The organism is Paenibacillus sp. VTT E-133291, from assembly GCF_002264395.1.
In the GTDB taxonomy this organism is placed as follows: domain Bacteria; phylum Bacillota; class Bacilli; order Paenibacillales; family Paenibacillaceae; genus Paenibacillus_AQ; species Paenibacillus_AQ nitricinens.
Map to the genome: position 1 here is coordinate 1 of NZ_NFVA01000025.1, position 19210 is coordinate 19210.

Here is a 19210-nt window from a genome sequence, read left to right on the forward strand (position 1 = left end):
TACGAAGTGAGCTTTCCTACGGAAAGCTTTTAGTCGGTCGCTGACGCTCCTACAGTTCCAAACCTCCTCTTCGGTACTCCTTTTCCCTAACTAAAGATTCAAGTTCAACTTCAACTTCAACTTTATACCTGTATTGTAAATCAGTTATAATCATAAATATAATATATCTTTAAACCAAAATTATATATTTAATATATGAATCAAACGATAGCAGATAGCAGATAGGAGCTTAACCATGAATCTACACGCCTTACGCTTATTCCATGTGATCGCATCAACGGGTAGCGTGACGCGCGCCTCTGAAGTATTAAATATCAGTCAGCCTGCGATTACGGCTCAGATCAAGAAATTCGAAAAGGAACTATCCTTCGCCCTGTTCAAGCCTCAAGGTAGAGGAATTGCTTTAACGGATGCGGGTGAAGAGCTTGCCCTACTCGCAAAAAGACTGTTCGCTGTCGAACAGCAGATCGAACAATTCACTCAGGATTATGTTAATGGCACGAATGGAAGTATACGCCTAGCCGCGACGTATTTGCCTGCTCATTTCCTTATCCCTACCTGGATCGCAAAGTTCAAGCAACAATATGAGCAAGTAGAAATGGTGATTACGACCACCAATTCAAGCGATGCCCTGAAGCAGCTGTTAAATGTAGACGTGGATATGGCGATTTACGGAGGGATTTCCGAGGCCTATCCAGATACGATCCGGACAGAGGAGTTATTTCAGGATGAGTTATGGTTTGTGGTCGCACCCCATCACCCCTATGCGAATAAGCAGATTTCTTTATCCGAAATGATGAAGGAGCCTTTTGTCATGCGTGAGGAAGGGAGTTCGACGAGAGAGCGATTATTATCGTTATGCCGTACATATAATACGCCAGTTCCCACAATCTCTTTGCAATTTAACGGACTTCATGAAGCGATCCAAGCCGTTATCGCCGGGTATGGCGCCAACTTCGTCTCTTCACTCGTTGTTCGCGAAGATGTTGAACGGGGAGAGTTATGCCGAGTTTATGTTGAAGGCATACATCTGAAGAATAGCATTGCGATTTGTACGCGAAAAAATGAACCGTTATCCGCCTCGGCGGCAAACCTTATTCAAATGATTCGCCAAAATCCTTATACCGTTTAGGAATTCCAAAAAAGACTGCTCTCTAGGCTGAATATATTCAGCCTGGAGAGCAGTCCTTGTAATGCCTTTATTTGAACCTCTTACGCTTGTTTTTTCTCCGTTAAATAGTACAGGAAGGCTAAGATCGGCAGAGCCAGCCCGATCAAGCTGGTCAGACTCCAGCCGCCGTACGCATATGCCCAGCCCCCCAGTGAAGAACCAACGGCTCCTCCTACAAAAAATATCGCCATAAATAATCCGTTCAAACGTCCTCTCGCCTCGTTCCCAAGGGAATAAATCGCCCTTTGTCCAAGCACTAGATTACCCGATACCCCCATATCCAGCATGATGGCCGCTGCGACCAGCAATCCAAGGGTTACTCTCGAATCCTCCTGAAACAAGTAAGCTAGAAGAAAAGCCACAGCTGCCAGCACAAACGCAAGACCGGTCAGCGACCGGGTCCAGCCGCGGTCGGCTAATCTCCCGGCGATGGGAGAAGCGATAGCCCCGGCTACTCCAGCCAGTGCAAACAAGGCAATGCCTTGCTGACTTAAATGATACGTATCGGACAGATGCAAAGAGACTGTCGTCCAAAACAGGCTGAAAGCGCCAAACAGGCTAGCCTGATATATTGCCCGGCGGCGCAGCACTGGCGTATTCTTCAGTAAAGTACCTAGCGAACGGATCAATCCACCATAATTCATTGTAGGCACAGGCTGGCGCTGCGGCAGCACACGGGACAATAGAAGTGTTAATAAGGCAATCACTACTGCCGATATGGCATAAATCGCATGCCATCCCCACAATCCAGAGACAAAGCTAGCCAGTGGCCGGGCGAACATAATGCCGAGCAGCAGCCCACTCATTACATTACCGACCACCCGGCCGCGCTGCTCTTCAGCAGCCAGAAAAGACGCATACGGCACAAGAATCTGGGCAGCTACGGAACCGAGGCCAATGAACAGAGACGCTCCCAGAAAGATTGCAGCATTCGGAGCTAGTGTGGCTGCTACCAGTGACACCACCACCACAGCCAGTGACGCCACAGTCAGGCGGCGATTTTCAATTATATCGCTAAGCGGTACTACGAACAAAAGTCCAAGAACGTATCCTACCTGGGTCAAAGTTACAATCAGACCTGCTGCCCCAGAAGAAAGCTGCGTAGCTTGGGCAATCTGTCCGATCAGGGTTTGGGCGTAATACAGATTAGCCACAATAAGTCCGCAGGAGGCCGCCAGTAACAATGTAATCCATCCAGGGATCGTTTTTCCTTCCGAATGTTCCTTTGCCGGATTTACTGAACTAACAGGATTCATTTGATTACCTTGATTCATAAGATCTCCACCCTTCGATTTTTAATACTGAACGCAACGTTCATTAATTAATTTAAATATATACTGAACGTTCAGTTTTGTAAATAGGTGATTGGCTACTTCTTAAAATATTTTGTATAATGAACGTACAGTTTCTTTTTTTTGATCGCAAGTAAAATAAAGGATAGATTAGTCGGGAGGGATCTCTTATGGATAAAAAAAGAGGACGGCCGCGCAATAACGAAGCGGAGGCTTCTATTCTGGCAGCATCGTATGATCTACTGCTGGAGACTGGATTTGGTGCGGTGACCGTAGAGAAAATTGCGGAACGGGCCAAGGTAAGTAAAGCGACCATTTATAAATGGTGGCCTAACAAAGCAGCTGTCGTCATGGACGGCTACCTCACTGCAGCATCCGCAAGATTGCCAGTGCCGGACACCGGTTCGGTCAGGGACGATATTATGATCCATGCCACGAATCTGGCTAATTTTTTTCGCAGCCGAGAAGGAAAAGTAATTACCGAATTGATCGGTGAGGGACAATTCGATGCTGGCCTTGCTGAGGCCTATCGTGCGAGGTTCTTCGCTCCCCGCCGCCAAGAGGCGCGACAGTTGTTGGAGCGCGGGGTGACCCGAGGCCAATTAAAAACGGAGCTGGATATTGGGATCACGATTGATCTGCTCTATGGACCGATATTTTATCGGCTTCTAATCACAGGGGATGAGCTGGACGAAGCTTTTGTGAAATATTTGATCACCTCTGCCTTTGAGGGCATCAAAGCATAATCAAAAAAGCCATCCTTTGCAGGATGGCCTATCACTTTTATTTTACACCGTTCGATCCAAATTAACTTCAAACGTGTCCCCAGTTACATAATCCATATACCTCGTATTCCCATCGTAATCCAAATAAGCTTGATAGCGGGTACGAATAGCCGGTTGTGTAATCCAATCCAGCACTTTCTCTCTTGCCACCCACATCACTTCAGAGGTTTCCTCCGAGGTACATAATTCCCCACCCACGGGCTTGCAGATAAAATCAAACATGACCTTAGTAGGAACATCGGTTACACCGTCATACCATTTATGAATGCCTGTATTCGAATACACACCAATCAATTGAGATACCGTGACATCTATTCCACTTTCCTCTTTAATCTCTCGAATTAATGCATCCACCAGGTTCTCTCCGACCTCTACTTGTCCACCAGGGAATACCCATCCACCATCATGCGTCTTTACTAAAAGGATATCTCCTTGTTCATTTTCTGCGAATCCACCTGCTGCTACAATATGTGTTGGCCATGCCATAGACTGCACCTCTTTTTAGAAGAGGTTAACAATTTAATCAGCATTTGTAAACGATATTTTTCTATTCCACAACGCTTTAAAAGCTTCACAATGCGCTATCAAATCATCAAACTTCCCTTCACCCACGACCGAACCTTGATCCACTACCAGTATCTTATCAACATCTTTTATAAAATTTAGCCGGTGTGCAACAATAATGATGGTTTTGTCCTGAAATTCCTGCAAAATCGTCTCCATAAGGCTTTGCTCCGTAATATTATCAAGTGCTGACACTGGCTCATCCAGAATTAGAATGTTTCTTTTCTGAGCAATGATTCTGGCAAAAGCTAATCGCTGTCTTTCCCCGCCTGATAATTTGACGCCTTTTTCACCTACCAATGTATCTAGACGATCCGGTAATTGGCTTACCTTTTCCTGCAGATGAACCTTCTCCAAAATTTCATACAACACTTCATCGGATAAGGAATGCTCATCAAATATAATATTGTCCCTAATCGTAGCGTCAAAAATCGGCGTGTCTTGTGATAAGTAAGAGATATGATCATAGTAGCTATCCAGATGGATCTCATCGATATCTTTACCATCCAATAAGAGTTCACCTTCGTCCTTTTTTAATAAGCCTACGATTAACTTAATCAGGGTTGATTTCCCGCCCCCACTTAATCCGACAATAGCAACCGACGTTCCTCTCGCAATTGAAAAGGATAGATGATTCAAGATCTTCACTTGTCCATAATCAAAAGATACATCCCTAAATTCAATATTACCTTGGATCTCAGTGATAACTTCTCCTCGTTCTAGATTCTTATCTTCTGGGGCATAAATAAATTCCTCGAATCTTTTGTAGGTCACTCTATTCAGTCTGTAATCTACAAAGAGGACATTGAAGATAGCAATCGGCGAATAAATCTTATCAATAAACATAAACAAAGCGACCACAATACCAAGTGATGTCTCACCTGCGACAATGCTTTTTACACCGTAAATCAGGACAACAACTTTAATAATCGTGACAAACAACTCAAATATCGCGAAAAAAGCTTCATGGATCATTTGTAGCTGAGCATTTTTGTGAATGATAGTGCGTGCGGTGTGGCTTAATTTATCGATCTCTTTCTCATATCTTTTGTTCGTCCGGAAGACGACCAATTCCATAAATCCACGGATAGAGAATCTGGACATCTTTTCTTGTTCCTGTAGAATGGTTGCCTTCATCGCATACAGAAATTTCAACAGCAGATTCGTTATCAAAAAGACGACCACGTAGCCAGCTGCAATCACTACCATGATCCTTAAATCATAGAAGCTGATAAAGATAAGACTGAACAGAAGCGTGGGCAATAACTCATGTAAAGTTTTAAGGAAAAAGGAGAAAATCATGCTGTTCCCAGCCGCCGCTCCATTCTCGATCACTTTAATCATCTGCCCTGTGCCGATATCCTGATAGGCTTGATAGTCGATTTTGGATATTTTAGATAGTGCAAGTATCTTTAATCGCTCCGTTATACTGTTCGATAAATACACGCTAGGGTATTCATCTACATAATTTAGAATTACCACCCCAGCCAGCAAAACCCCATACATCATAATCAAATTCAATATTTCATCAAAGCTGCTGATCATCGTGGCCTTGTCTAATATTTTTTGAAACACTACAATGCCTAAACTACTCAGTAGCTGAATCGTAAAACCCAATAAAATATAACCGCATATCCACCATTTCAGGTGAGCTAGACTCTTTTTCAACATATCGTTAATCCCCTATCTTTTAATTGAATGCAAAAAAGCCAGGCAACCCCCAACATCCAACTGTAAAAAACCATCCACAAATAAACGGTTCTCTAAGTCAAATAGGTTAAGTGCCTGGCTTTATAGAAATAGCTGCCTATGGCACCGTTCAAAGCTCTAGTTCATGGATCAAAAGGATAGACTTCTCCCTTGATAGCTGGTACGCGTTTCACCCAGCCCGATAACTAGTTACTTCGAACGATACGGAACGACATCCATTTCACCTCAATTAAAAGAATTGCTCCTATTATAATTCTCGAAGCTTTATTATTCAAGAATTACGTTTAACGATACGTAGTCCGGCCACTTGGCCCACCTTATGTCCTTCATGCGAAGCAAACTTGATTGTAGTAGCTGATGCACCACCCGTGACCAACTGCGGAAGCTCGTAACGAATCGTCACCAGCTTGTTCATCTCTTCAGACTCAAGGACACCTAGTCCAAGCCGTTCACCATCTGCCGTAATATCGAAGGCCACCGAAGTATCGTTGGACTTCAAGTACGTTACCACCAGATCCACTTGCTCCTCTGGCAAGACTTCCATTGTGAAGGAGAACCAGCCATTGATCCAGCTATCGCGATACTTGCGGTTGTAGATTTTGCCTAAGCCTACATGCTCCCCTTTGAAATTATGGTCTCGTTCCGGCTGCATTTCAGCAGGTTGCACCGAATCTACGGTTAGCTGTTCAAGTACTAGATTGTTCTCAACAGCCTCGCGATATTCAGCCTCCACCAGCTTCCACTCCTCTGACGTGAACAAATCCCAATACACGGAATAACGATGATCATGCATAGGGTAGAATGGACGAAGCTCATGGTCTCCTGCATATCCTAAACCTTTCATCCGGAACACATTTTTGCTCACATTTGACTGAATGAGGCTGTCTGTTAGCGTCTCGCGATCACCGATTAATACGGAAGCAAGCGCGCGGTCACGATTCAGCTCCGCATCTATTGGCCCGAAATCGCCTGCCAGCACAAGGGGGCCGTAAAGGAACGTTATACGATTCGGGTTATCCGGCATCGCTTCGATTCTTACCGACATCGGAATATCATATGCGACAACGTCTCCATCCTGCCATACTCTATCCAAAGCTAGGTAGCTGGATTTACCTACATTCACAGGCACGTCTTCACCATTTACGCTAACGCTCATTCCTTGCTCAGCCCAGTACGGGTATCTTAGCTTCAATGCGAACTTCCTGGGCTGCGCTGCGCTGATCCGCAATACACCTTGTCCCTCTTCTGGGAATTTGGTCTCCTGCGTCAGACGGACACCCTGCTCTTTCCAAGTCACCGTTGAAGGCACGTACTGATTAACATACAGCTCATCCTCACTATGGAAGTATAGCGCTGATCCATACATAGAATGACTTTCCATTCCTGAGCCTACACAGCATGTAAAGCTCTCAAACTGGGAGTTGAACGACTTATGTCCACCCATTTCGAGAGATACAAAATAACACACACGTCCATCTACCGGCTCCTGAGAAGCTAGGATATGGTTATACATTGCACGTTCGTTGTAATCCGCATATGCCGCATAAGCATCCCACTGGAACATATGCTTGGTCAGCTTCAGCATGTTGTAGGTATTACACGTCTCACATGAACCCTCTCCCAATCGATCGTTCAGCTTATCCGGTTCGCCAAAATGCTCATTATAGCTGTTGCCGCCGATCACGTATGAATGATGATTAACGACCCGATCCCAGAAGAAGCGAGAGAGGCCTGCATAATGCTTCTGTCCCGTTACCTCATACTGTCTTGCCGCACCAATAATCTTCGGAATCTGAGTATTGGCATGTCTTCCTGCTAATGTGTCTTTTTCTTCGGCAAGATCATTAAGGACTTCTCCATGGTAAAAGCTTTCGGCTAAAGCAAGGAAACGTTCATCCCCGGAATCCTCTCCCAAATCCGTCAGCGCTTCATTCATACCGCCAAACTCACAACGCAGCACCTCTTGGATCTGATCTTTACTGAGCCCTGCGAAAATATCTTCAAGCCACAGCCCCAGCTTCGTTTCAATAACGAGTGCCTTCTGATTGCCGGCCAATCGATAAGCGTCGCGGAGACCTGCAAACAGCTTATGCATCGTATATAGCGGCACCCAACCCCCGTTAAGGTCAAAGCCCTGTGAGCGAATATCACCTGCCTTCACTTCCTCAAATAACTCTTTGCCACGAGGAATGCCGGAAATGAAGCCATTACCATGCGCAGCCTGACACAGCTCTAGTTCATCTACTACATAATTCACGCGTTTAAACAGCTCTTCATTCCCTGTTGAGGCATACATTAACGCACAGCCAGATAGATAATGACCTAGTGTATGGCCGCTAATGCCTTGAGATTCCCAGCCTTCATAGTGAGCAGCCTTAGGCTCTAAGCCAGCATATTGGCGAAAACGCGACAGAAGACGATCAGCCTCCAGCTTGAGTAAATAATCTTTATTTAACTCCATCGCATGGAGAAGTGGACCTGACTCGATGCGTACGTTCTGCAAATCAAAAGCTTGCGTCTTCAATGAAATCGCTCCCTCGCAATCTTGTCAGGGTGATATGACAAGTGTATATTTGTATCCATAAGATAACACCCGAACGTTGATTTGTCGGTAGATCAGCCATACAAATGGTGGACAAATCCGACTTATTGATGGCTAGGAGGATCGCATGATCTATTTGAAAATAAATGCAGATATACCTGTTCATTTTACGGCGGCAGGTGAATTCATCTCAGAAACGCCATGGAAACATGTAGAACGTGCAATGGGCAATTATGAGCTAATCATAGGCGTGAATGAAACGGTCTATTTGAGTGAGGAGGACAAAAGCTTCGAAGTGGGCCCTGATGAAGCTCTTTTGCTTATGCCTAATCGCACACATGTCGGCTATAGAGAATCATGGCCTGGGGTTAAATTTTATTGGTTTCATTTCGAGCTGACCCACGAGGGGGTATTGCTGAGTGAGGAGGAAATGAAGCCTGAAGCAGAAGAAATCTTGTCGCGTACACAGCGCTTATGGTCTGTACATGATCTATATCTGCCGCAGTTCATAAAAATCGAGCACAGTGACAGGATTCATATTCTGGCAAATCAAATCCTCCATGTAGCTAACTCAGGATATTTGACCTATTCCAGTGTTAATTATTTGTTAACCTCACTCTTAATTGAGCTGTCTGAGCATGCGCTTCAGCCGTTCGCCAGTAAGCTAATCCGTCCGCAGCAAGATGTCACCTTTGTCAAAATAGCCGAGTGGACAAGGATTCATGCAGGAGAGCCTCTTACGGTGGCCATCATCGCGGAGAAATTCAATTACAACAAGGATTATTTAGCTCGTCTATTTAAACAACACACCTCGATGGGGCCTTTGGAGTATATTCATTCCGTACGTGTGACTAAAGCGAAGGAGCTGCTAACCAGAACCGCCCTCAGCGTGAGGGAAATCGCGATAGAGACGGGGTTCACCGACGATAAATATTTCATGCGCCTCTTCCGCAAATACGAAAATATGACACCAACCCAATATCGTAACGCCTATCATAAGACGTTTATGAATAATGACTAAAGTAAAAAACTGCGGCAGGCTTCAACGTTTTGAAAAGAGTTTGAAACAACACTCCGTCCGCGGAGCCTCCGATAGATAATCAGGGAATTTCTCCCTAATTATTCTCAAGAAAAGAAGCTGCCTCTAAGTAGCATTCACTACTTTTGAGACAGCCCCTTCTCTAACTTACAATCTTTATATCATTGAATCGTTTGCGAAGAAAAATTCCATCGCCAGCGTGGAGTCGATCCTTGCAGATGCACCCCTCCATACCATTCATCGATTCCTTTTTTCTGAACCCAGTCTTCATTTCCAGCCCATACACTTTTGCCTAGCTCGGTTAATGCAAGCTCGCAGTCTATGAATGGCATTACTGGATCGTTATAACCAGGAAAATCATTGTACCCATAGGTTTGCAGCAATGGGTACGGGCGTTGTGCCATCTGTCTTAGAATATGCCAATATTGCAAGTCGCCCATGCCTAGTATATGAAGCTTAGCTCCCACATTCTTGAACAACTCGTAAGGGGAGTTCATTCCAGCATGAATCATCTCCAGAGTCATCTGTTCTACGATACCAAGTCCATTATAGGTTGATGGGAACCGAGATAAATGCGCTATGAAGGCGTCATGTGCAAATGGCAATGCGGACGTATCCTTAGTTAGTAGCTGTTGTAATGATTCTGGATTCGGTGATACATAGGCTTCCCATAGTTCTTGGCCTACCTTTAGCTCCTTGTCGCCGATTAACTTCCACGTTCCTGATAAAGTCTCCATTTGCTCTACAGATAGTTGTCCAATTCCTCGAAACAGCTCAATGCCGGGATATTCTCCAATGCACAATAAACTCAGCTTCGTGGATTCCTTCTTCTGCTTCGAGAACCAATGGAGCAAATAGCACAGCATCGTCTGATCGAATAGATCATGCTCGAACCATAATACAACTTCATCATATTTATGAAAATCAGCTAAGATCTTTTCCTGTTCCTTACTGCTCTGTATAAATTCCTTCTGCGGAATCCCCATCGTTTGTTCTAAATAATGCGCTCTTACTAAGCGGTTATTCTGTTCCGCAGGCTCTAAAAAGACCGGCCCATGAGAGTAGACCTCTCTCCATACTAATACATCCCCTTGCACAATTCCCTGACGCAGCTTATCTCCCACTACATCTCCGTTTACAATATGAAGCACACCTTTTCCTCCTTCGTACAAATGATTGAACACGGAGAGGACATCCGCAACAGGTAGCGCACCCTTAAGCTTGCGGCGAGCATCAAAGAGTCGTTTCTTCAATACCGGGACTGAAGTCCCCAGAAAATCAGCAATCTCTTGAAGGGAATATCCCTGAAAATAATATAATTGAACGGCAATCCGCATATTGGATGTCAATGCAGCTATAGACTCGTGAAGCAGACGCCGCGCTTCTTTTTTCTCAATAATGTCCGCCACACTACATGAAGATTCTGTCGATTGCACAGCTTCATCGTAGGGTAATGCAGGATGCTGCTTTCTTCGCAAGATTCGATAACATTGCCTTGTAACAATCGCTTTAAACCAGCCCGGAAATGCCTCTACTGCCCGTAATTTATTCAAATTCAGGAAGGCTTCTGTGAAGGCTTCCTGCACAGCATCCTCCGCTAATTGATAATCGTGGAGCTTTTCATACGCAACTGCATTCGCCATTGGTGTAAAATGCCTAACGATCTGTTCAAAAGCTTGACGGTCTCCTCGTCTCGCTTCTTCAATATACTGAAGCATACCTTCGCTCGCTCCCTTCTTCCGTATTATATACAAGTGCCCACGAAGTTCCCAAAGGTTACGGATTTAGGTCAATGTTTTTCACACAAATCCTACTCTTCACATTTGAACCTCAAGCTAGTTCCATATATGATAGCTTTATCTTTAGTTATCAGGGGAGGATTCATAGAAGTGGCAGTATTAATCAATGAACAAATAAGAGCATCCGAAGTAGTCCTAACTGGACTTAGAGGTGAGAAGCTGGGCATTGTATCTAGAGAAGAGGCATTAGCAATGGCTCGCGCTGCAGGTGCAGATCTAGTTTGTACCTCGCTAATGAGCAGCCCGCCGCCCTGTAGCCTAACTGCAAAGGGCAAAGCAAAAGCGGCCGCGCAGAAGGAGGCAGCCTCAGCACGCAAGGCTAGTGGTGGCCCAGCTGCAAAAGGTGGCAGCAAAGAGAAGGTCAAAGAACTACGCTTCACTGCTCATATTGAGGAGCATGATTACGATACGAAGCTCCGTCAGGCAGACAAGCATCTTCGCTCCGGCAAGCCAGTGCAATTAGTTGTGAAGGCATCCGGCGCCAAAGAAGCCGCTGCTTCCAAATCCGTTTTGGAGCGACTAGTAACTGACCTGAAGGAAGTCGGAACGAAGGATACTGGCATTCAGACAGGTGGTAAAGGTTCACAGGTGAAACTAAATCCACGTTGAAAAGTCACCTATTCCGATCATATAAAATCCAGCAAAAAAGCCATCCTCTCAGGGATGGCTTTCACTCATTAAGAAATATCCTTACTCGCTCTTCATCATTCACCTTAAACATGATTGCCCATTAATCCCCGTGGGCGATAGCTCATGCCGCCAGCATAAAGATGGGAAACGTCTCCTAGTCCAATACATCGAGGAACCGCAAAGTGCTTGCTGCGCTCTTCAAACAAGATCGTCGTTACCGAGCTTGGCGCAAGCCAGAATACGGACCAAGTCAAGGCTAACGGAATTTGTAATAAATGAGCTAGCCATGCGAGACCAAAGCCACCGTGGCATACTACTCCAATCTTCTTGGTAGACGGCTCAAGGATACGATAAAGGCCATCTTCTCTTCTATAATGGTGTCGAAGCAAGAATTGATCTGAAGCCGTTTGTAATTCGCTAAACCGCAATCTGTATTCCTCTTGCTTCAACCAATGATCTGTTTCATCAGACCATACTCTTTTTCCACTCGATAGTTCGCTAATATGTTCTCCGGGGCTATCCCAAATAGATGCCAATTGTCCATCCAACATAATCTCTGTCCAATCCAGTTCACAAGTCCAAGGCTCTGTATGAATGACAAGTCCCGTCTCTTTGGCCACATAACTGGCTGTTGTCTGTGCCCTACCCAGTGGTGAAGCATATAATTCATCCAGACCTATAGATGCCATGCGTTTTCCTAGTGCTGCTGCTTCCTGATGCCCGAATTCTGTTAGACCATCTATGGAATAGTCCGGATCACCATGACGAATCAGAAATATTTGCATAATAATGCCCTGCTCCCCTCAAATCCAACCTTTTTCCTCTGCCAGTCGTACCGCCTCAATTCGACTTTTCACTTCCAGCTTATTGAGTATTTCAGAAATATAATTGCGAACAGTTCCATAAGAAAGGTGTAGCGAAAACGCGATTTCCGCCGCCGTTTGCCCTTCACCAGCCAGCTTTAAAATCTCTCGCTCCCGTGCTGTTAGTGGATTTTCTTCCCGCAAGCTACCAAAAACTAACTCGGGGGATACCTCCCGATGTCCAGCCATGACACGTCGAATAGATTCGGCCAGCTTATCTACAGGCTCGTCCTTCAACAAATACCCTTGTATACCAGCCTTCACTCCACGCTCGAAATAGCCCGGACGGGCAAAGGTAGTCAAGATGATAATTCGAGTCGGACAGCCTTTACTCCGCAATATTTCTGCAACCTCCAGCCCGCTCTTGAACGGCATTTCAATATCCATGAGACATACGTCCGGCTGAAGCCTGTCGATTAAAGCTAACGCCTCAGCTCCATCACAGGCCTCTCCGACGACTTCGATATCATCCTCAAGATCCAGCAGGGATGCCATCGCTCCCCGAAGCAGACGTTGATCCTCCGCTATAACGATGGTTATCATGCACTCTCACCTCCTGTTGCTTCCTTAACGATTAGAGGGATCATAACGATCAGCGTAGTTCCCTGACCTTCTTCTGAGCTTAGCGACAGAGAGCCATCAATCAGGGATAGTCGTTCCGCCATCCCCTTCATACCATTTCCATCACTAAGCTCACCATTACATCTCTCACCGTTCTGGAGGCCAATTCCGTTATCTTTAACGGTAACTCGAACTTTTCCGGCGGTCTTTTCCACCCCGATAAAGCATTTATCTGCTCTACTATGCTTCACAATGTTAGTCACCGCTTCTTTGATGCAAAGGCTGAGAATATTTTGCGTCAGATCGGATACTCCCTCTAGCGAGATATCCCCTTCCACTTCCAGGGCAATCTCCGCCGTGCGCAGCATTTCCCCGGTTTCTGCCAGTTCTTCTGCTACTGAGATCGCACGCATTTCCGACACTAGCTCACGCACCTGACGGAGCGCAGCCCGCGAAGTACGCTGAATTTCCCGCGCCTCCTCTTGGGCTCGCTCCGTATTTTTGGTCACCAGCTTCTCTACGAGTTGGCTTTTTAATGTAATCAAGGACAACGTATGCCCGAGCGTATCATGTAAATCACGAGCGATTCGCATCCGTTCCTCACGCTTCACCAGCTCTTTAATCACCTCATTGGCTTGATCCAGCTCTTTCTCCAGCTTCTGATTCCGATTCATGGATCTCACTCCGAATGGGCTAATCAACATAATAATGATAAATGGAGCTAAAAATATCATGCTTCCCCACTCCATCTCACGACCCACTAAGACCAGCACAGAAAGTACCATGACCACAAAAGAAGTAAATGCAATTTTGAACCCTTTATTCTCCGTATAGTAAGCTATAAAATTTGCGGTGAAAAAGCCCATGTAAAGATTAAAGGGCGTATAAAACAAACTAAGCACCACGATGATCACCATTTGAATCATTAGCCAGACATTAAAGACTCCACCCCGAACCCAATACAGCTGGCGATAGCTGATGGCAAACACCGCTATCATCAACCCGCCTAGAATGAGCTTCAATCCAGTCTCCCCACGCAAATTCAGGATGGGCAAAACCAGATAAACAGCCCATACATAAGGGAAAAACCCTTGTTTTTGTGGAAATAACCGGAACTGCGCACGCTCAGCCATTCATTCACACCGCTTCCTGTTTTTTTCGGATATAAACCGATAGTAACATAAAAACTACCAAATACCCGAGCAAAATCAAGACATTACTCCAATGCGGAGCTGAGCCACGCACAATCTCCCATGCCCCATTTCCATAGTTGTAGGAAGGTAACCAATGACCAATCTTCTGCATTAATTGCGGCAAAATCTCAATCGGCATCCACATGCCCCCCGCTACAGCAAGCGCCATATAAATCACGTTGCTGACTCCACTAGCTGTGTCCACCCGTTTCATAGCACCCACAAGCGTACCAATCGCCAAAAATGGAAGGGAACCGATCAAAATCCATAGCCCACTAAGCACCCATTGACCCGCAGATAAGGAGACACTGTTGATTAAATATCCTGCGATAAAAATACAAATGACCGAAAACAGATGCATCATCGTTTGCCCGAACATTTTTCCGAAGAAATAAACAGAACCCGGTAGCGGGGTAATCCGAATAAAGGTGGTCCAGCCTTGTGTTCGCTCTTGTACTAAACGGATGCCAAGCGTCATAATCGCTGAGCCCATTACACTAAAGGTTGCCATCGACATTAAGTAGTGAGCGCGCCAAGTCGGGTCATCGTTACCTGTATTAACCACGCGGGTGAAGATGAAGTAGAACATAATGGGCATGAGCAAGGACCAGAACACGTAATAAGGATTACGGATGATCCGCAGCATCTCGGCTTTACACTGTACAGTAATTAATCTCATCATTAGATAGCCTCCTCTTGGTTCATGGTCAATTGTTCAAAAGCATCATCCAAACGTCCCTGATCGATCCGAACATCCTTCACGGGAAGCCCATTAACAAAAATCGCTCGCAGCGCTTCATCCGTATCGTCTGTCGTCACATGAATTCGACCTTCCTTTTCATAACAATCTTCAATAGCGGTTAGTTCCAGCAGGCTCCTGCGTAATTTAGATCGATCACCTATTGGCAAAAAGGACACCGAACGCTTTACAATCCGCGATTTAATCTCATCTGGACTTCCGTCTGCAACTAAATGGCCTTTGCTAAACAACAGAATACGATCCGCAATATCTTCAGCTTCCTGTAAGTAATGTGTCGTGAACACTATCGTCTTACCCTGCTCCGCAAGTCCACGAACCGTATCCCAGAAACGCCGCCGGGAAGTAATATCAAGTCCAACCGTAGGCTCGTCGAAAAAGATCAGCTCTGGGTCACCTGCCAGGGCCAGGGCGAAGCCTAGACTACGTTTTTGACCGCCCGAGAGCTTCTCAGCGTATCTATTCAGATCCGCTGGCGCAAGCCCTGTAGCTTTAATTAGAAACTCCATATCCATCGGCTGTGGATAATAGCTACGGATCAGAGCAATGATCTCCCGAACCTTCAGCCGATCCATCACACTTACCTCTTGCAGCATCGCGCCGGTCTTTTCACGTACGATTTTATCTTTTGGATGTTGTCCAAATATTTTCACTGTACCTTCAGTGGGTTCTAATAGCCCCAATAACATTCCCAATGCTGTTGTTTTGCCTGCTCCGTTTGGTCCAAGAATAGCTGTAATCGAACCCTTGGCAATGTTGAAGCTGATATTATCTACTGCTTTCTTATCCTTATATAATTTGCTAACTCCATTCATCTCAATAACATTGTCCATTTCGTAACCCCTCCGATTCCGAATGCGTTTGATCTATTTCTATCATATGGAAAAAGGAGACCATACATTAGTATGGACTGTCATTTCTTTAAGATGACAACTGTCACCTTCACAAAAAAAAGAGGTTGTCCTATCCATAGTTTTAACTACGAATAGGGCAGCCTCTTTAAGCGAAATACTAGATTACCTCTTGAAAAATCCTTTTCCGAGAAGGAATTCCTTCATATGCATTCGCGCTGGCTGTGCCAACCGTTCTGCCATAATCACAGACCAAGGTGTATCCTTGGCACCATGAGTCCGCTCACGCATATAGTCTGAAGAGATTTTATCGTAAGTCTTGACCTGCTCCACTGTCGTTTCGGCATTGTAGCGATTGCGATGTAGAACAGCCTCTAATGGCAGACGCGGACGCAGGCTTGTAGCTCCATCAGGATAGCCCACACACATTCCAAATATCGGGTAAACCAGCTCAGGCAGTCCAAGCAAATCAGAAACCTCCCCGATCCGGTTACGGATTCCGCCGATATAAACAATCCCGAGCCCGAGTGATTCCGCAGCTACAGCAGCATTCTGAGCAGCAAGCGCAACATCAACGGTAGCTACAATAAGGTTCTCCGCAGAATCTTCATACGATGTCTCTCCCTGTAAATGAGGTTTTGTGACCTCACGCAGCCGATATAAATCCGCGCACCAGACCAAAAAGACTGGGCATTGTTCGATATAAGCCTGATTACCCGCTAATCCGGCAAGCTCTGCTTTTAGTGCCGGGTCAGTCACTGCAATGACACTATAGGCTTGTACACTGCTGGAAGTCGAAGCCATTTGGCCTGCTTCAATAATAGCTGCAAGCTGCTCTTCACTTACTGGCTTATCCTGATACTTGCGGACAGATGCATGGTTCATTAATAGAGATATTGTCTCGTTGTTTTCTTGCACAGCGGCCACTCCTTACATAGTTAGGTTTCTCTTACAGCTTTACCCGCTGCAAACGAAGTGCATTCAAAACGACGGACACAGAACTGAATGCCATCGCAGCTCCAGCTAGCCATGGAGCTAGAAATCCGAGTGCAGCAATCGGTATACCTATTGTATTGTATGCAAGTGCCCAGAACAAATTCTGCTTAATATTACTCATCGTTTTACGGCTCATCATAATGGCATCGGGTATGCTCTTCAGATCTCCCCGCATCAGTGTAATATCTGCAGCCTCCATTGCTACATCCGTACCTGTACCGATCGCCATGCCCGTATCTGCAGTAGCCAGTGCAGGAGCATCATTGATGCCATCTCCAACCATAGCTACCTTTGTCCCATTCCGCTGCAGCTTACGAACTTCCTCCGCTTTGCCTTCCGGCAGAACCTCTGCTAACACTTTTCGAATACCTGCTTGCTTCGCAATAGCTTCTGCGGTGATTTTATTGTCACCTGTAATCATAATGACCTCTATGCCCATCGCATGAAGCGCAGCTACAGCTGCTTTTGAGGTTGGTTTAATCGTATCGGCAACAGCGACAATCCCGGCAATCTCATCGCCCACCGCTACAAGCATAGCTGTCTTTCCTGCCTCTTCCAGTCTCTTCATGACTGGGGTCCACTCTGTGATGTCCAATTGATGATCTTCCATCATACGCCGTGTACCCACCCTAACTTGTTGATCGGAGACAACAGCCATAATTCCCCGTCCAGGTACATTATCAAACTGTTCAGCGGCGGGTAAGATCAATTCTCTGTCAGCAGCTCCTGCTACGATGGCTTCCGCAAGCGGATGTTCTGATAATTTCTCGGCTGCCGCAGTTAAAGCTAATAAACGATTCTCCGCACTTTCTTTACCATAAGCGGCAATTCCAGTGGTAGTCACGATATCAGTCAGTATGGGCTTACCATTTGTAACCGTACCTGTCTTATCTAAAACAACGATCTTAATCCCTTGTGCGCCTTCTAAATGCTCACCACCCTTGAACAGGATACCAAGCTCTGCAGCGCGGCCCGATCCCGCCATAATGGAGGTTGGCGTTGCAAGACCTAACGCACATGGACAAGCGATTACGAGCACCGCAATAGCTTTTTCAAGGGCATCGGCAAATTGACCAGGTGCTGCCCAGAAGTACCAGACCAAGAAAGTGATCATCGCAATGCCTACAACAATCGGTACAAAAATACCTGAGATGACATCCGCGATCCGCTGGATAGGCGCTTTGGAGCCTTGGGCCTCCTCCACTACTCTAATGATTTGAGCGAGTGCAGTGTCTCTTCCTACTTTGTTAGCTTTAATTCTTAAGATCCCATTCTTATTTAATGTAGCACCGATAACGGTATCTCCGGTTTTTTTCTCTACAGGAATACTTTCTCCGGTCAACATAGACTCGTCCACAGAAGAGGAACCCTCTACTACCTCGCCATCCACCGGCACCTTTGTTCCGGGCTTCACCAATACAATATCGCCGGGAATCACTTCATCTGTCGAGATATTCATTTCTTTGCCATCACGGATCACGAGAGCCGTCTTTGCCTGAAGCCCCATTAAGCTCTTAATGGCGTCAGAGGAACGTCCTTTGGCTAGCGCCTCGAACCATTTACCGACAAGGATGAGCGTGATGAGTACAGCACTCGTCTCATAATACATTTGGGTGGTATGATTCATTCCCTTCATACTTAATGAATCAATCGTCAGATAAAGACTGTAGAAATACGCTGCTGATGTCCCCAGTACGACCAACACATCCATATTGGCACTCCCGTTACGAAGTGCTTTATACGCGCCTACGTAGAACTGCCAGCCGATGATAAACTGTACGGGGGTCGCCAGAACAAGCTGAAACCAAGGATTCATAAATATCTCCGGTGTTGGAATCCAGCTTGTGAATGAGAAATGACCTGCCATCGCCCATAACAACGGGAAAGAAAGAATAGCAGAAATGATCCACTTCCACTTCTTATGCTGAATTTCCTGTACACGACGGTCCACATGATCCTTGCGGTCTTCTTTAAGTGTAGCTTTATATCCGATATTGCTTACCTTCTCCATGATCTCTCTTGGACTAATATTACCGGGAGTATATTGTACATGTGCCGTTTCCAGCGCTAAATTCACATTCACTGCTGCGATCCCCGGCGTACGACTCAACACTTTTTCGATCCGCGCCGAGCATGCAGCGCAGGTCATGCCTGATATATCAAAATCCGCGGTCTCTTTGACGGTATCATAACCAAGAGCGCGGATTTTATCTTCAATTTGTGGTAACCCTGATACAGAAGGATCAAATCCGACAGTGGCTTGTTCCAAGGCCAAATTTACATTTGCGCGAGAAACACCCTCCATCCGGGACAAACCTTTCTCAATTCGAGCTGCACAAGCAGAACAGGTCATGCCTGTAATCTGTACGGTCGCTTGCTGTTCATTGGGTGAAGCTGTTATTTTTAACTTATCCATGATTCCAAAGCCTCCTCATACCCCTATAGAGTATGATAATT

General features: G+C 45.7%; 16 protein-coding genes. 4 read left to right on the top strand and 12 right to left on the bottom strand.

Annotation, left to right across the window (positions count from 1 at the left end; all coding sequences use genetic code 11):
* The first annotated feature begins 235 nt into the window (after positions 1 to 235).
* Positions 236 to 1132 carry a LysR family transcriptional regulator gene (locus CA598_RS12500; RefSeq protein WP_094876705.1) on the top strand — a complete coding sequence of 299 codons (897 nt, stop codon included), beginning with the start codon at positions 236 to 238 and terminating at the stop codon, positions 1130 to 1132.
* Between the two features lie 80 nt (positions 1133 to 1212).
* On the opposite strand, the gene CA598_RS12505 is transcribed toward CA598_RS12500, so the two are convergent.
* Positions 1213 to 2445, bottom strand: coding sequence for an MFS transporter (locus tag CA598_RS12505; RefSeq protein ID WP_256990483.1), 1233 nt, complete (start codon positions 2443 to 2445; stop codon positions 1213 to 1215).
* 188 nt (positions 2446 to 2633) lie between these two features.
* Between CA598_RS12505 and CA598_RS12510 the strand changes: the two genes are divergently transcribed.
* Positions 2634 to 3209 carry a TetR/AcrR family transcriptional regulator gene (locus CA598_RS12510; protein WP_094876706.1) on the top strand — a complete coding sequence of 192 codons (576 nt, stop codon included), beginning with the start codon at positions 2634 to 2636 and terminating at the stop codon, positions 3207 to 3209.
* A gap of 42 nt (positions 3210 to 3251) precedes the next feature.
* Here CA598_RS12510 and CA598_RS12515 read toward each other — a convergent pair whose 3' ends face one another.
* The 3 genes from CA598_RS12515 to CA598_RS12525 form a co-directional block, all read right to left on the bottom strand.
* Positions 3252 to 3734, bottom strand: coding sequence for an NUDIX hydrolase (locus CA598_RS12515; RefSeq protein WP_094876707.1), 483 nt, complete (start codon positions 3732 to 3734; stop codon positions 3252 to 3254).
* 33 nt (positions 3735 to 3767) lie between these two features.
* The gene (locus CA598_RS12520) at positions 3768 to 5483 is read right to left on the bottom strand and encodes an ABC transporter ATP-binding protein (protein WP_094876708.1); all 1716 of its coding nucleotides are present in this window, start codon (positions 5481 to 5483) and stop codon (positions 3768 to 3770) included.
* 310 nt (positions 5484 to 5793) lie between these two features.
* On the bottom strand, positions 5794 to 8046 hold the full coding sequence (locus CA598_RS12525; RefSeq protein ID WP_094876709.1) for a glycoside hydrolase family 127 protein: 2253 nt from the start codon (positions 8044 to 8046) through the stop codon (positions 5794 to 5796).
* 145 nt (positions 8047 to 8191) lie between these two features.
* On the opposite strand from CA598_RS12525, the gene CA598_RS12530 reads away from it, so the two are divergent.
* Positions 8192 to 9085 (top strand): helix-turn-helix transcriptional regulator, encoded by an 894-nt coding sequence (locus CA598_RS12530; RefSeq protein ID WP_094876710.1) that lies wholly within the window; start codon positions 8192 to 8194, stop codon positions 9083 to 9085.
* A gap of 179 nt (positions 9086 to 9264) precedes the next feature.
* Here the strand turns inward: CA598_RS12530 and CA598_RS12535 are convergent, their stop codons facing one another.
* Positions 9265 to 10821, bottom strand: a complete 1557-nt coding sequence (locus tag CA598_RS12535) for a sigma-70 family RNA polymerase sigma factor (protein WP_094876711.1) — start codon at positions 10819 to 10821, stop codon at positions 9265 to 9267.
* Between the two features lie 171 nt (positions 10822 to 10992).
* Here CA598_RS12535 and infC point away from each other — a divergent pair, with 171 nt between their 5' ends.
* A complete protein-coding gene (gene infC, locus CA598_RS12540; protein WP_094869666.1) occupies positions 10993 to 11511 on the top strand; it encodes a translation initiation factor IF-3 in 519 nt (172 codons plus the stop codon).
* 104 nt (positions 11512 to 11615) lie between these two features.
* Here infC and CA598_RS12545 read toward each other — a convergent pair whose 3' ends face one another.
* The 7 genes from CA598_RS12545 to CA598_RS12575 form a co-directional block, all read right to left on the bottom strand.
* The gene (locus CA598_RS12545; protein WP_094876712.1) at positions 11616 to 12317 is read right to left on the bottom strand and encodes a histidine phosphatase family protein; all 702 of its coding nucleotides are present in this window, start codon (positions 12315 to 12317) and stop codon (positions 11616 to 11618) included.
* An 18-nt stretch (positions 12318 to 12335) separates the two neighbouring features.
* Complete coding sequence (locus tag CA598_RS12550; protein WP_042184310.1) at positions 12336 to 12938, bottom strand: response regulator transcription factor; 603 nt, start codon at positions 12936 to 12938, stop codon at positions 12336 to 12338.
* Positions 12935 to 14089 carry a sensor histidine kinase gene (locus tag CA598_RS12555; protein ID WP_143812121.1) on the bottom strand — a complete coding sequence of 385 codons (1155 nt, stop codon included), beginning with the start codon at positions 14087 to 14089 and terminating at the stop codon, positions 12935 to 12937. Before CA598_RS12555 ends, CA598_RS12550 begins: the two co-directional genes overlap by 4 nt.
* 4 nt (positions 14090 to 14093) lie before the next feature.
* Entirely contained in the window at positions 14094 to 14828 is a 735-nt protein-coding gene (locus CA598_RS12560) for an ABC transporter permease (protein ID WP_094869711.1), read from the bottom strand.
* A 2-nt stretch (positions 14829 to 14830) separates the two neighbouring features.
* Positions 14831 to 15739 carry an ABC transporter ATP-binding protein gene (locus CA598_RS12565; protein ID WP_094876713.1) on the bottom strand — a complete coding sequence of 303 codons (909 nt, stop codon included), beginning with the start codon at positions 15737 to 15739 and terminating at the stop codon, positions 14831 to 14833.
* 183 nt (positions 15740 to 15922) lie between these two features.
* Entirely contained in the window at positions 15923 to 16675 is a 753-nt protein-coding gene (gene nfsA / locus CA598_RS12570; protein ID WP_094876714.1) for an oxygen-insensitive NADPH nitroreductase, read from the bottom strand.
* A 31-nt stretch (positions 16676 to 16706) separates the two neighbouring features.
* Positions 16707 to 19169 carry a heavy metal translocating P-type ATPase gene (locus CA598_RS12575; RefSeq protein WP_094876715.1) on the bottom strand — a complete coding sequence of 821 codons (2463 nt, stop codon included), beginning with the start codon at positions 19167 to 19169 and terminating at the stop codon, positions 16707 to 16709.
* Positions 19170 to 19210: the final 41 nt, after the last annotated feature.

What these genes read in the sequence shown, in the direction of transcription:
- CA598_RS12575 (WP_094876715.1), bottom strand. Translation starts at nt 19,169, where the DNA reads ATGGATAAGTTAAAAATAACAGCTTCACCCAATGAACAGCAAGCGACC.
- CA598_RS12515 (WP_094876707.1), bottom strand. Translation starts at nt 3,734, where the DNA reads ATGGCATGGCCAACACATATTGTAGCAGCAGGTGGATTCGCAGAAAAT.
- CA598_RS12535 (WP_094876711.1), bottom strand. Translation starts at nt 10,821, where the DNA reads ATGCTTCAGTATATTGAAGAAGCGAGACGAGGAGACCGTCAAGCTTTT.
- CA598_RS12505 (WP_256990483.1), bottom strand. Translation starts at nt 2,445, where the DNA reads ATGAATCAAGGTAATCAAATGAATCCTGTTAGTTCAGTAAATCCGGCA.
- CA598_RS12555 (WP_143812121.1), bottom strand. Translation starts at nt 14,089, where the DNA reads ATGGCTGAGCGTGCGCAGTTCCGGTTATTTCCACAAAAACAAGGGTTT.
- CA598_RS12500 (WP_094876705.1), top strand. Translation starts at nt 236, where the DNA reads ATGAATCTACACGCCTTACGCTTATTCCATGTGATCGCATCAACGGGT.
- CA598_RS12565 (WP_094876713.1), bottom strand. Translation starts at nt 15,739, where the DNA reads ATGGACAATGTTATTGAGATGAATGGAGTTAGCAAATTATATAAGGAT.
- CA598_RS12530 (WP_094876710.1), top strand. Translation starts at nt 8,192, where the DNA reads ATGATCTATTTGAAAATAAATGCAGATATACCTGTTCATTTTACGGCG.
- CA598_RS12510 (WP_094876706.1), top strand. Translation starts at nt 2,634, where the DNA reads ATGGATAAAAAAAGAGGACGGCCGCGCAATAACGAAGCGGAGGCTTCT.
- CA598_RS12550 (WP_042184310.1), bottom strand. Translation starts at nt 12,938, where the DNA reads ATGATAACCATCGTTATAGCGGAGGATCAACGTCTGCTTCGGGGAGCG.
- CA598_RS12545 (WP_094876712.1), bottom strand. Translation starts at nt 12,317, where the DNA reads ATGCAAATATTTCTGATTCGTCATGGTGATCCGGACTATTCCATAGAT.
- CA598_RS12520 (WP_094876708.1), bottom strand. Translation starts at nt 5,483, where the DNA reads ATGTTGAAAAAGAGTCTAGCTCACCTGAAATGGTGGATATGCGGTTAT.
- CA598_RS12560 (WP_094869711.1), bottom strand. Translation starts at nt 14,828, where the DNA reads ATGAGATTAATTACTGTACAGTGTAAAGCCGAGATGCTGCGGATCATC.